General features: G+C 44.9%; 11 protein-coding genes. 2 read left to right on the top strand and 9 right to left on the bottom strand.

Going from position 1 to position 13,532, the window contains the following annotated elements:
• The first annotated feature begins 94 nt into the window (after nt 1–94).
• Entirely contained in the window at nt 95–823 is a 729-nt protein-coding gene (locus Q1A86_RS04255) for an SGNH/GDSL hydrolase family protein (protein ID WP_299803258.1), read from the top strand.
• A gap of 10 nt (nt 824–833) precedes the next feature.
• On the opposite strand, the gene Q1A86_RS04250 is transcribed toward Q1A86_RS04255, so the two are convergent.
• Nucleotides 834–1,958, bottom strand: coding sequence for a patatin-like phospholipase family protein (locus Q1A86_RS04250; RefSeq protein ID WP_299803256.1), 1,125 nt, complete (start codon nt 1,956–1,958; stop codon nt 834–836).
• A gap of 214 nt (nt 1,959–2,172) precedes the next feature.
• The gene (locus tag Q1A86_RS04245) at nt 2,173–3,885 is read right to left on the bottom strand and encodes a proline--tRNA ligase (protein WP_299803253.1); all 1,713 of its coding nucleotides are present in this window, start codon (nt 3,883–3,885) and stop codon (nt 2,173–2,175) included.
• A gap of 415 nt (nt 3,886–4,300) precedes the next feature.
• Between Q1A86_RS04245 and Q1A86_RS04240 the strand changes: the two genes are divergently transcribed.
• Nucleotides 4,301–5,245 (top strand): carbon-nitrogen hydrolase family protein, encoded by a 945-nt coding sequence (locus tag Q1A86_RS04240; protein WP_299803251.1) that lies wholly within the window; start codon nt 4,301–4,303, stop codon nt 5,243–5,245.
• A 500-nt stretch (nt 5,246–5,745) separates the two neighbouring features.
• Here the strand turns inward: Q1A86_RS04240 and Q1A86_RS04235 are convergent, their stop codons facing one another.
• The 7 genes from Q1A86_RS04235 to Q1A86_RS04205 form a co-directional block, all read right to left on the bottom strand.
• Complete coding sequence (locus tag Q1A86_RS04235) at nt 5,746–6,189, bottom strand: universal stress protein (protein ID WP_299803249.1); 444 nt, start codon at nt 6,187–6,189, stop codon at nt 5,746–5,748.
• A 336-nt stretch (nt 6,190–6,525) separates the two neighbouring features.
• Nucleotides 6,526–7,167: an acyltransferase gene (locus Q1A86_RS04230; RefSeq protein WP_299803247.1), complete on the bottom strand. Its 642-nt coding sequence runs from the start codon at nt 7,165–7,167 to the stop codon at nt 6,526–6,528.
• Entirely contained in the window at nt 7,168–7,914 is a 747-nt protein-coding gene (gene tsaA / locus Q1A86_RS04225; protein WP_299803245.1) for a tRNA (N6-threonylcarbamoyladenosine(37)-N6)-methyltransferase TrmO, read from the bottom strand. It lies immediately after the preceding gene.
• 27 nt (nt 7,915–7,941) lie between these two features.
• Nucleotides 7,942–8,325: an Rcs stress response system protein RcsF gene (rcsF, locus tag Q1A86_RS04220; RefSeq protein WP_299803243.1), complete on the bottom strand. Its 384-nt coding sequence runs from the start codon at nt 8,323–8,325 to the stop codon at nt 7,942–7,944.
• 125 nt (nt 8,326–8,450) lie between these two features.
• Nucleotides 8,451–9,791 (bottom strand): amidohydrolase family protein, encoded by a 1,341-nt coding sequence (locus Q1A86_RS04215; RefSeq protein ID WP_299803914.1) that lies wholly within the window; start codon nt 9,789–9,791, stop codon nt 8,451–8,453.
• Nucleotides 9,792–9,826: 35 nt separating this feature from the next.
• A complete protein-coding gene (locus Q1A86_RS04210; protein WP_299803242.1) occupies nt 9,827–12,859 on the bottom strand; it encodes an amidohydrolase family protein in 3,033 nt (1,010 codons plus the stop codon).
• Nucleotides 12,860–13,017: 158 nt separating this feature from the next.
• Entirely contained in the window at nt 13,018–13,410 is a 393-nt protein-coding gene (locus Q1A86_RS04205) for an H-NS family nucleoid-associated regulatory protein (RefSeq protein WP_299803240.1), read from the bottom strand.
• Nucleotides 13,411–13,532 lie beyond the last annotated feature (122 nt).

Below are 13,532 nucleotides of genomic sequence, written 5' to 3'. Positions count from 1 at the left end.
ACTTTACGCCGGTATAGCTAAATGTCGCTATAATTAACGGTTATCGAATAGACGTAGCTAAACTCTCGTTGCTGCAAGCCCAAGGAGTGAAGTCGTGCATTATCTCTTTTTTATCTTGTTGGCCCCCTTCTTGTTTTTACAAGGCCATAAAGTTAAGAAAAACACCCCGAAATTACCTGAAGCTGCAGGGCCTAGAGAAGGGGCGGTGGGAAGTGGCGCTGGATTATCGGTACTGATTTTGGGTGACAGTGCTGCTGCTGGAGTCGGCGTCGCGAGTCAGCAGCAGGCATTAGCTGGGGTGGTAGTAAGCGCGCTTGCCAAGCGTTATCAGGTTGATTGGCGATTACTGGCAAAATCAGGGTATAACACAGCGCAAACCATTGATATGTTACAACAAGCGTTAGCTAAGCAGGGGGACATGCGCTTTGAGGCTGTTGTCGTCTCGCTTGGCGTAAATGATGTCCTAAGCCCATTAACCGTCAATAAATGGATAAGACAACAGCAAGCCTTAATCGATCTCATCATTCAAGAACTGAACTGTCGGCACTTAATACTGACACGGGTGCCGCCTATGGGAGATTTCCCTGTACTGCCCCAGCCATTGCGTTGGTTTCTAGGTCAACGCAGCCAGGCCTTCAATCGACAGTTACTGCGCTATGCACGGCAAGAACCAAGATTTACCCTGTTAGATTTTGGTCATCAACTTAATTGTGATGCAATGGCAACGGATGGCTTTCATCCAGGAGAATTGATCTATAAAGACTGGGGCAAGAGTGTGGTGAACGTGCTGTTGGCACAGGAAGCTAACTCTAACGTCAATTGATTTTCTAATATTAATTGATATTAAAAAAATGCTTAATCTCATCAATCTGACACATAGCATCTTCATAGCCCAATTCTATTAAGGCACTGCAGTAGCCTTGCTCAAACAGTAGATAAGAAACAATACTCGAATCGGAGTGCTCGTTTATTCCAAGCACCTTCATCATTGATTTAATGGCGAACGGCATATCTTGAAAGTAGCGAGATGCCATCGCGCTGAGATCTTCACTGGGCTTAATCACTAAGGTTTCAATATTTTTAAGCGCTAATTTGCTTTTACTTTCTTCTGGGATCAAATCTAGGGTGTTATTGATCCGTTCCAGCCTTTCGAGATCGCTATTGAGTGTATCAGAGAAAATAGTGTCGAGTAGGTGACCGGCTATCGTCGCAGTCTTTGGATGGTGCTCAAGCTCTTTGGGTTGAATTTTATGGGGGCTCTCAAGGTTAATCACCATGATTTTTTCAGCTCCCAAATGAATTGGGCTGCTCAGTGGCGCTAACTGATGTACTGAGCCATCACCGTAGTATTCCTGATTTAAACGCACTGAGGGAAATACCATAGGGATAGCCGAGCTTGCTAGTAGATGATCGGTATTTAAGCGAGTACGCAAGCCATGCCGTCTATCTCTTTGCCAATTCTCCACGTGAGGGTTCGCCTGAAAAAAAGTGACCGAGCGGGAGTTGTTATAGCATGAGGTGTCGAGACTAACGGCTTCGAGTGCGCCGCTAGTAATATTACGGTCTATTCGCTCAAAGCTAATTAAGTCGTTGAGTAACTTTCTTAAAGGGTCGCTATTAAATAGGCTGCCAGGACTGCTAGAGGCACCATCACTCTGCAAGCCTTTTAAGGCCATTTTACTTAAGTGATTTAGTACGCCAAGAATCGATGCTTGATAGACTTTTCGAGCATGAATGTGTCGCCATACCCATTCAAGTTTACGTACACCTAAGTGGAAGCAAGATGCATGGGTCGCGATAGAGGTGGCGTTAATAGCACCTGCGGAAGTACCACAGATAATCCTAAACGGAATGCCATGGTTGCGAGGATAAAACTGCACTATCGCCTTGAGTACTCCAACTTGGTAGGCGGCCCTAGCGCCACCACCGCCCAATACTAAGGCCGTTTTATTTGGCAATTCGACGCTCCTTATCGGTTGAAAACTAAAACTTATTCAAAACAACTGCTTATTTTTAGAATATGTGAGTACACAAGGATCTTCAAGTCGTTAGTGCGAAACTCAAACAAATTTGTAATTGGGGGGAGTTTATGCGGATATATTGACATAAAAAAACGCCGATGATGTCATCGGCGTTTTTCGTGTTCTAGCTAGCTGTTTAGCGAACCCGCGATTAAGCTTGTTGCGCTTTTAAGAACTCAACGATTTGGTCTAGTGGAATATCTTGCTTCTCACCGGTGCGACGATTCTTGTATTCGAACATGCCGTTATCGATGTTACGATCACCAATAACCACAACGTGTGGAATACCAATCAGCTCCATATCCGCAAACATCACGCCTGGGCGTTCTTTACGGTCATCAAACATCACTTCCATGCCGGCATCGTTTAGGTCTTGATATAGCTGCTCTGCGATATCTTTAACGCGATGCGATTTGTGCATGTTCATTGGCAAAATACCAACAGTGAACGGTGCAATCGCTTCAGGCCAGATAATACCGCGGTCATCATTGTTTTGCTCAATTGCAGCAGCAACCATACGGCTTACGCCCACACCGTAACAGCCCATAAGTAGCGTCTGTGACTTACCGTTTTGATCTAGTACGTTAGCGTTCATCGCTTCAGAGTAGTTAGTGCCTAACTGGAAGATGTGACCGACTTCGATACCACGAAGTAATGCGATAGTCCCTTTACCACATGGGCTAGGCTCACCTTCGATGATGTTACGTAGATCGAATGCTTGCGCCTCTGGAAGATCGCGCTCCCAGTTAATACCGAAGTAATGCTTGCCATCTTGGTTTGCACCCGCGCCAAAGTCGCTCATGATGCTAACGCTGTGGTCAACAAATACAGGCATGTTTAGGCCAACAGGACCGATAGAACCCGTGCCTGCGCCAACCGCATCACGGATAGCTGCTTCATCAGCAAACTCAAATGGTGCTAATACTGCATCTAGTTTTTCAGCTTTCACTTCGTTTAGCTCGTGGTCGCCACGAATAACGATAGCCACTAATGGCGCTTCTTCAGTCGCACCTTTAACGATAAGTGTTTTAACTGTTTTCTCAATCGCAATACCGTGCTGTTCTACAAGTTCAGCAATCGTTTTAGCGTTTGGTGTGTCAACTAAGGTCATTTCGCTGGTTGCGGCTTGACGAGTTTCAGTTGGCAGTGGCGCTTCACATTTTTCAATGTTGGCTGCGTAATCACTTTCAGTTGAGTAAGCGATCAAGTCTTCACCGCTGTTAGCTAAAACGTGGAACTCGTGTGACATACTGCCACCGATAGAACCTGTATCAGCCATAACTGGGCGGAAGGCTAGGCCTAAGCGAGTAAGAATGTTGCTATAAGCTTGGAACATCGCTTCATAGGTTTCATCCATGGTTTCTTGATCGATATGGAAAGAATAAGCATCTTTCATCAAGAATTCACGTGAACGCATCACACCAAAACGTGGACGAACTTCATCACGGAATTTGGTTTGAATTTGGTATAGGTTAAGTGGTAACTGCTTGTATGAGTTAACCTCTTTACGCACGATGTCAGTGATCACTTCTTCGTGGGTTGGGCCAAGTACGAAGTCACGGTTGTGGCGGTCTTGGAAACGAAGCAGTTCAGGACCAAACTTTTCAAAACGACCCGTTTCAACCCAAAGATCAGCTGGTTGAACCATAGGCATAAGAATTTCAACTGAGCCAGCTTTGTTCATTTCTTCACGAACAATCGCTTCGATTTTACGTAGTACACGCAAACCTGTCGGCAACCAGCTGTATAAGCCCGATGCATTACGACGGATCATACCCGCACGTAACATTAACTGATGACTAACGACTTCTGCGTTGGCAGGAGTTTCTTTTTGAGTTGATAGCAGGTACTTGCTTACGCGCATTACCGGTGTCCAAATTTGAGTTGAATGGGCGCTATTTTATCATTTGTAGGGGTTCTGTCACCTATGGATTTCGTGATTAAGTGGAATTTATTGGCTTTGTTTTGTCTCAACAGACTAATGAGTGATAACTATTCGCTTTAACTTATTAAAAATTAAGCACAACAGCAGCCTATAGACATGTCGCGAAGGTTTGCCTTTATCACTTTATCTACGCTTCATTATGTCATTCATTATAGGTGCATCGGTTATGACTATGCTTGGACTTGGACTAGGAGTGGACAGGCAAGCTGTCTGCTTCGATTAAGCTAAACTTGAATATGGCATCTGATCACGAGTTTACATTTTCTGGAGCTCATCCTGCTATGGGAGCGATGAAATGGCATTAACTCAACTGTTCAATGGAAGGGAGCAAATCATGAAAAAAGTCGCAATCATTCAAGAAGCGCCTTGCGTGCTAGACAAAAAAGCTACGATTGAAAAAGCCGTTGAAATTGTTCACTCGGTATCAGAAAAAGGCGCTGAGCTTATTGTTTTTCCTGAGGCATTTATCCCTGGCTACCCCGCCTGGATATGGCGCTTAAGACCTGGGGGGGACTGGGGGGTGAGTGAAGCCTTACATACGCGTTTGCTACAAAACTCGGTAGATTTATCATCGGATGATCTTAAGCCCTTGCTTGACGTTGCAAAAGAGAGGGCGGTGACGCTAGTTTGTGGATTAAACGAGCGAGATAATGCCAATAGCCAGTCCACCATCTATAACACCGCCATCACTATCGATCCCCAAGGGAAAATTGTTAATCATCATCGTAAACTTATGCCGACCAATCCAGAGCGTATGGTCTGGGGCTTTGGCGATGGTCATGGCCTAAATGTGATGACTACACCAGTTGGAAAAATTGGTAGCCTAATATGCTGGGAGAATTACATGCCATTGGCGAGATACTCCTTGTATTCACAGGGGATAGAAATATATATCGCACCAACCTATGACAGCGGTGATGCTTGGATTGGCACTATGCAGCATATTGCCAGAGAGGGGAAATGCTGGGTACTGAACTGTGGTGTTGCGTTGCAAAGAAAAGATCTGCCAGAAGATTTTCCTGAACTCGATAGACTCTACCCTGCCGATGAAGACTGGATCAATCCTGGCGATTCGGCCATTGTCTCCCCAAGCGGCGAAATCATGGCTGGCCCCTTGTCTAAAGAGAAGGGGCATATACTGTTAGATATTGATGTTGAAAAGGCGGCGAGCTCAAAGCGGGCGCTGGATGTTGCCGGGCATTATTCGAGACCGGATGTTTTTAAACTAGAGGTCGATAAGTCTCGTCAGTCACCAGTGAGCTTTAAGAACCAGAGCTAAGATGAACAAAGCATACTTTTCAGTGTTAATTTAGCGTAAGGGCGCCTTTATAACGGCTATCTCATTAGCGAACTAAGTGTTAGATTAAGGACGGATGCAGTCGCTCTATCCTAGGGCGTTTTCAGAGACAAGTTTAGATAATGGAATTGATATTTTTACCGTTACTTATTGTGCCTTTTAAGTACAAGCAATTCGGTCGTTCAGAGTGGTATTTTACGCTGTTTTTTCTCACCTACGCCTTAACATTAACAAGCCTAACCTTGCCGTTAAATTCAAGGTTAGGCAGTTTTTATATTGGCGTTCCTTCCATCTCATATTTCTTTTATATGTACCCTGAGATCCAGACTCAGTATTCATCGACCGTGCTACGAAGCTTGAGTTTCTTAGGTGTCGTTAGTGCGTTTTTAGCTCTTGTCGTTTTCTTTTATTGAGTATGCAGTGCTAATTGCCAAGCTTCAAGCTGGCTATAAAGGCGTCATCAGTGCTACTCGTCGCTAGGATTATTTAACCACGAGAACTGGGCACTTAGCCTGATTGGCGATGGCTTCGGCGACGTTGGGGTTTAGCAGGTGAGACAGGCCTGTTAAACCATTGCTGGCTATCACTATCATGCCCACTTGTTGCTCGTCGGCTTCCTGTAATATTTGCTCAACTACGCCGCCGCTGCGAACGTTAGTATGCACCATTAAACCTCTAGGGACTTGCTCACGCACCTCTGCGACAATTTCTTTCATCTTATCGTTGGCATAGGCTTCTGGATCTTGAAGCTGCTCGGTTGGGCCGTTTATCACTATGCCAAAATCCGGTGCGACACTAGGTATTCCCATCACATTTAGTAGCCTAATGTTGACCCTATATAAACTTGCCATTTCAACGGCATAGCCTAAGGCGTGAGTCGATGTTTCTGAAAAGTCTATTGGGCACAAGATATCGTGTGTACGCATAACCCCTCCATCAAAATTAAAAAGCCAAGTATTGGAAAACCTAAGCTTTAAAGGCAAGCCTTAAATCTAAACCTAAGCCTAAACCTAAACCTAAGCAGTAAACATGAGCCTTAAATATAGGTGGATAAATGTCGCGGCTCAAATGTGTTTTTAAACCAAAATTAAAACAGTGGGAATGACTGAGGGGCAAACTTTGTTGGAGTTAATCTGAGTTGGTAAATTTTGTAGGGCGGCATAAAAGTGACTTAAACCAAAAGTCACTTCTAGGTTTACGCAGTTCTAGGTTTAGGCAGTTGCACTGTCGCAGCTTTTTGATATAAAGCAAGCGAGAAGCTGTTAGAGCTTATCTCGTCTATCGCCTATCACTCGGGCAGGGTTACCGGCCATAATCGCGTAGTCGGCGACATCTTTAGTGACAATTGCTCCCATGCCAATCACCGCATGATTGCCAATGGTTACACCATCGACAATGCCAGCTTGCGCACCAATCCACACATCTTCACCTATTACCACACCTTTTGAGTTCGACGCCTGTTGATAGATAGGTGTATCGGGAGCCATGCCGTGATTAAAGGCGTAGATGGTGACGTTATTGGCAATACGAGTCTGATTGCCAATTTTAATGCCATGACGACCGCCATCGAGGGAGCAACCATGGTTAATCGCCACCTCATTGCCGAGTGTTATAGGGCCGTGTAAAAAGCTGTCGGCGGCAATCATGCATTGCTCGCCTATAGTGATATCACGTCCTGGTTCGGCAAACAGGTTTGCTTCGGGCGCAATGAAACAACGCTCACCAATAGAGACGGTTTCAACCGCACTAAAATGAGCTTGCACCGCATTTTGCCAAGGTTTGGCCCACTGGAGGTGCTTCTCTTTTAATGAGAAATAAAGCCATGGCATATAAGACAGACGCTTTTTATGCTGAGTTTGGTAGTCCGGCTTCTGTTGTGCAGGTGGCAGATTTATTGGGCTCATCTAGTCTTGATTCTTCTGCTGAGTTCTACCTAAGGTTGAAGCTCTTAACTCTGTCACTTCGATACCAGCATCTGTGATCACCCACAAGATATCTAAGTCATATAAAGCGACTTGATATAATTTGGGGTCGGCCTTGGCTTTTTTATAAGCAGGGCGAGGGTCTTGCGCTAATACGCCTTCAATAAGCTCACGTAGGCGTGGATAAGCTGGATTTTGCTGATATTGCTCAACTTGTTCCAATGCCAGTTTGCTAAAGTATACATTCGCTAAAATAGGGGCGTCTTGGGCTATGCCTCCCTGAGCATTTTCGATTGAATCTGAAAATGGAATATAGGGCTTGATATCGATAATCGGGGTGCCATCGAGCAAGTCCATGCCTGAGATCTCAAGGCTCACCTTGCCGTTATGGGTATGCACAGCGTGAAGCTTAACCACTGACTGACCAATACCGTTAGGTCTGAAGGTAGAGCGAGTGGCAAATACACCCAGTTTTTCATTACCGCCCAATCTTGGAGGACGCACCGTTGTCTTCCAGCCTGCCGCTAGGTTTTCATGGAAGCAAAACAGCAACCATAGATGTGAGTATTGCTCTAAGCCTCTAACGGCATCGATTTGGCTAAAGGGCGGGGCTAACTCGACAAAGCCGCGTGCAGCGCTGACCAACCCCGGTTGTCTGGGAATACCAAACTTCTGTTTGTAAGGGGTGCGGCAATAGGCGACGGCTTGAATTTGGCTATTAAAAGACATTAAGGCTACTTATAAAATAGTAAATAATTACTGTTGGTTGTTGGTTGTAACAATCGCTTGGCCGACACAAAGCGCGCGGCTTACACAGTTTTGACTGGCTTCTTCAATCAATAAACAGTTTTTTATTACCAATCCATTGGCTTGTTTGTCTGCTGCTGCACGGCGCGCAAGCGTGCGGGCTTCACTGATCGCAGCCGGTGCATCATTTTCTGATACTTGGCAGGTTTCACCCTCGACCATGCCTTTCACTTCAAAAGGTCCAACAGGCTGAAGTGTCCCTTCATAGACAGTGACATCTGACGCCTTAAAGTAGTCATTAATGGCGTCGCTATCGAGATTACTGTTAAAGGTGTACTCACCCGCACAGCCACCGAGCAAAAGAACAAAAACTGAAGGTAAGAGATATTTCATGGTCGTTGGCCTGTTTTATTATTGAGATGAATGAGGCGTTATGATGATTAAAGCTACAATAAAAAAGTGCTCATTATGAGCACTTTTTTACCGTTCGGCTTTATACGCACTATAAGTTTGAAATTTTAGCGCTTTAGATACTTTTGATAAAGCTGTTGATGGCGATTATTAAGATCAATTTTACGGCCATCGATATAGATAGACTCGATACCCGCCTGCATTGGGTCCAATATGTCACCCGTTGCAAGGATGATATTGGCTCTAAAGCCTGGTGCTATCGCCCCCATATCATGGATATCTAGCACTTTGGCTGCATCTAAGGTGATGCTCTTGAGTGCTTCTTCTTTAGTTAAGCCATAGGCAACGGTTTGGCCGGCAGCAAAAGGCAGATTACGGCTATTCCAGTCAGACGAGAAGGCGAGGGCAAAGGGCACCTGAGCCTGTTTAAGCAGAGCTGGAATTTTAAAAGCCAGATCGATGGGTTCATCGTTACGTTTAGGAAGCGTCAACGTTCGGTTATAGATCACCTTAGCGTTAACTTCGGCAAGTGCACCAGCTACGCGCCAGGCATCATAGCCCCCAACAATTACCAGCTTAAAACCAAATTGTTTGCTTAAGGCGATGGCCTCTTCTATCTGTTTTTGCGACTGAGCATGAACAAATAGCTGCGCCTTGCCTTCATAGAGTGGCGCTAAGGCCTGCCAGCGAAGATCTTTCTTTTTCGTATTGCCCGCCTTTGCGGCAAGTTGATAGCGTTGACCATCTAAAAATGCGCCGTAGACTTTATCGATTCTGTGTTTTAAATCGTCTTGCTGCTCTTTACGCTTATCGGCATCTTTTGATAACCAGCGAATATGGGGCCAGTAAAGGTGAAACTGTTGTTCAGACTCGACTAAGGCATCCTCTATGGTCCAACTGTCCATCGACACCAGTGCCGACTGTCCTGCTAAACCATCACCTTGCGGCACAACTTGAGCATGGGTAATCCCATTGACACGGACGGTAGGAATAATCTCTGAATCTGGGTTAAAGGCTGAAATAGCCTCTAACTGAGGGTTGATGTAACCCACCTCGTAAGCGTCATTGCTTGGGCGCATCATCTCCACTTCAATCAACCCCATGGTGGTGTCTAGCGCAATCAAGCCGGGATACAGGTGCTTGCCCGAGGCGTCGATGATCTGTGCGCCGTTGAGCTTGGTTATATAGTCAGGCTCTGGCGCTGTATTTTCTGCTGTGGCTTGTTGGATCTTTGCAGGTACACTGTCAGAGCCATCGAGGTCTTGTCCCACCGCAATAACTTTACCATCAACAATCAGTACGTCGCTGTCTTGCATGACGCCATTAGTTACAGTGTGCACTGTGGCGTTAGTAAACAGTATGCTTTGGCTTTGGGCCTTAGCTGGTAGCATGTCATGGGCATTTGCCATAAAACACAAAGGTAGGCTCATTAGAGCGGCTGCCTGCATTAAAGCAGTCGGTTTAAAAGAGATTGTTAACATCATTACAGTGCTCCTTTAGCTGACTGCTGCCATGCATTGAAGTGGGTATCGCAGTGCCATTCAGGCTCGGTTAACTCTATAGGTGTCTCACCTTGTTTATGGGCATCATCGCTGCGAAGGACTTTTTGGATGAGTGAAGCGCGTTCAGTCGCAACTTGTGTTTGTGCATTCGCATCTTGCTCACGACTAAAGTAGCGACGACCTTTAATCCAAGTAGAGTCTACTTTAGCGTAGACAGAAAGTGGCGGGTTATCCCACAACACGATATCGGCTTGCTTGCCTTCTACAAGCGATCCGACCTTATCTTCAATACCGAGTTGGATGGCTGGGTTGATAGTGATCATCTTCCATGCATCTTCTGCGGACATACCGCAATACATCATAGACTTTGCCGCTTCTTGATTCAGGCGTCGCTGCATCTCATAGTCGTCAGAGTTGATGCTGGTGAGTACCCCTTTGTTTTGCATCAAGCAGGTGTTTTGCGGGATAGCGTCATAGACTTCAAACTTGTATGCCCACCAATCAGAGAACGTAGAGGCATGGGCGCCGTGCTTGGCCATCTCTTCGGCGACCTTATAGCCCTCAAGAATATGGGTAAAGGTGCTGATCTTGAAGTTGTAAGCCTCAGCAAGACGTAAAAACATCAATATTTCAGATTGCACATAGGAGTGAATATGAATATTGCGGGTTTGCTCCAGTACCTCGGCAATTGCCTCTAAGCGATAGTTGTACTGGGGCGCCACAGTGCGTCTGCGTTCGCTTGAGCGCATCTTCTTATAATCGACTTGATCTTGACGGTAGGCGATCGCCTCATTAAAAGCCTCACTAAACAGCGATTTCACCCCGATACGGCTCTGCGGGAAGCGGCGGGTAAAATCATCGCCCCAGTTACTCTGTTTAACATTTTCACCTAAGGCAAATTTAATACTTGCGGGCGCATCTTCAAACTTAAGCTGCTCGGCATTATCGCCCCACTTAAGCTGAATGATTTGTGCTTGCCCGCCAATGGGGTTGGCACTGCCGTGAAGTATTTGTGCGGTAGTGACGCCGCCAGCAAGTCCGCGATAGATGGCAATATCGTCTGGGTTGATCACATCGCCAATACGTACCTCAGAGGTGATGGCGTCGGTGCCTTCGTTAGTGCCGCCGTTGAGCGCAATATGAGAGTGCTCATCGATAATGCCCGCGGTGACATGTTTACCTGTAGCATCTATGCTGGCATAACCAGAAGGCGTCTTGAGGTTTTGGCCTATCTCTTCAATTCTGCCTCGGGAAATGATCAAGTCGCTATTGGGTAGGACACCACTCTTATCGGAGGTCCAGATGGTGGCATTTTTAATGTGTAGCTTATCCTGCTCTGGACGTTCGGTTAGACCATAAGCCACATTAGGTGAAGTTAACTTAGAGATAAGTGCGGCTTCTGCTGGCTTATTTTGTTTATCAGCGATTGAAATCGTTTCAAGCTTCACTCCGCCAAACGGCGTTGCTTGGTTGTTGCTGTCGAGTAATCTACCTGTTAGGCCTTGCCCATCTAACCAGAGAGTAAAGCGGCTAATCCCATCAAATCCCGCCTCAGAGAGGTCAGCGCTAAATGTGAGACGCCCTTGCTGGTAATCAATATTGGCAAGCTCAATGGTGCCTTCGCCACTCGAAAGTGTGCCTGATAGTGATGGAGACTGACTAATATTAAGATCGAAAGTCAGCTCGTTAAGTTGCAGCTGATAGGGAATGTCGAGCAGGGCTCGGTCTCGGTTGATGAGTTGACGCTCTTCACCCTGTAACCAGATACTGACAATTTTACCGTCATCGAAGATATTGCCATCGGTGATAACTAAGTCAGCCATGAAGCCTGGCTCGAGTTTACCGACTAAATGATCGATTCCCGATATTTCAGCGGCGTCGGTCGTTAATGCGGCTAGGGCCGCTTCCTCAGACAAACCTCTTTGAAGTGCTAATTTAAGCCTAGGCCAAAATTTATCAGACTCAATTCCGTACTGTGTTAATGCAAATGGAATTTCGGCATCTGCAATTTTGGCTAAATTACTTGGAGCGTGTTCCCAATGTCTTAATTGAGCTAGGCTAACTTCGCGCTCACTATCACCGTCGGTTATTTCAGGAGCTGCAGGATAATTGAGAGGGAGAATGAGACTGAAGGGATAGGACTTTAATTCAGTTAATCTTGCATATTCACGACCATTGCCAATTAGACTACCGCTTAATTCATGTTGGTTTAATAATCGAGCAGCTCTAAGCTGGTTATTGAGGTTTTTAGTTTCAAAAATGAAACTTTGCTTTTTGGCGTCGGCTAGTCGCTCAAATGCGATATTAAACTCAACCGTCTCTCCTGAGCTTTTATTCTTATTTTGGTTATACCAATTTGCATCGGACAAGGTTTGTCTAATTAATGCCATACTGCCCATTAAAGATTGTGGATAATCTTGAACGGAAGAACCTTTGTTGAACGCCATAAATTGGCTTGTGTGTGCATTATATATAACATCGTTAGCTTTCTTATTCGCTAATGATAATGCCACACCCTGCCCACGAAATATGCCATCTAAATAGCTAGATTGAACACTGGTAAAACCATTATCAATCCATTTCTTTGCTTGTTCTTTATCTGGGTAGACATAATTGAACCATTGCATTTCTGAATGGATTGCGCCATTGCTTGCATTACCACCGATCCGTTTAATTTCATATACGGGACCTGATTTATCCTCAACCTCTCTTTCATAATCGATGGCATATTCTGTAAATGGATCAATAAAGCCAGAATATATAGTGTGCCCCGACAAATCTATTTCAAATGCCCCATCCGGAATATCGTTATCCTTGATAACGGCTTTTATTTTATTGTTTTTAATCAACAGAGTAGCATCGGTCAGCGTGTGACCCGGTGCTAACATCAGATTGGCATGGGTTAATGCCGTGAGTCTAGGGGTATTGTCAGACAATTGCTCATTAGCAAATAGCGCTTGGCTATATAACAAGCTAAGTAAAGCGAAGGGGACTTTGATTATATGTTTACGCATTATTCTACTTATTATTGTTAGATAAACAGGGAAATGGTGAGCATATCCTAACTTATTAACAATGACTAAGCAGTAATTGTAACGACCAATGTGAAAAATTTAACCTCGAAATGAAAAAGCCCCGCAGTTGCAGGGCTCTTAGTTTGGATGACTTGATATTAGATCAAGAAGTCTTCCATTGTACGGCCTTGTTCAAGTTGGTTCTTAAATACTGTTGGCATACGGCCTTGGCCTGTCCACTGTACCATTTCGCCGTCAACTTCAATTTGATATTTAGCTGGACGAGGAGCACGCTTCTTAGGAGCGGCTTTAACTGCTGCGCCGCCGATATCATCAACAGATAAACCGATAGCTTCCATTTGCTTACGGATCTCTTCAATTTTAGCATTACGCTCAGCCATAGCTTCTTGTTCAGCGGCTTCTTGAGAAGATTTTTCTTCAATGATTTTTTCTAGCTTTACTGACAGTTCTTTTAAATCATTAAGTGATAAGTCTTTAACCGCTGCTTTAAAACGACGACCATGTGTCAATATTTCAAGAAAATCGCTCATAATTATTTAGGTCCAATTAAGAATAAGATGGGTAATAACTTTATTGAGTTAAATAATAGAAACTATTTGGGTGAGGATCAAATATTATTTTTGAATTATTTATATCGTCAAAACGTTAATAT

Source organism: uncultured Shewanella sp., from assembly GCF_947497935.1.
In the GTDB taxonomy this organism is placed as follows: domain Bacteria; phylum Pseudomonadota; class Gammaproteobacteria; order Enterobacterales; family Shewanellaceae; genus Shewanella.
Note: the sequence above shows the minus strand (reverse complement) of the source record. Positions and strands in the feature narration are given on the sequence as shown.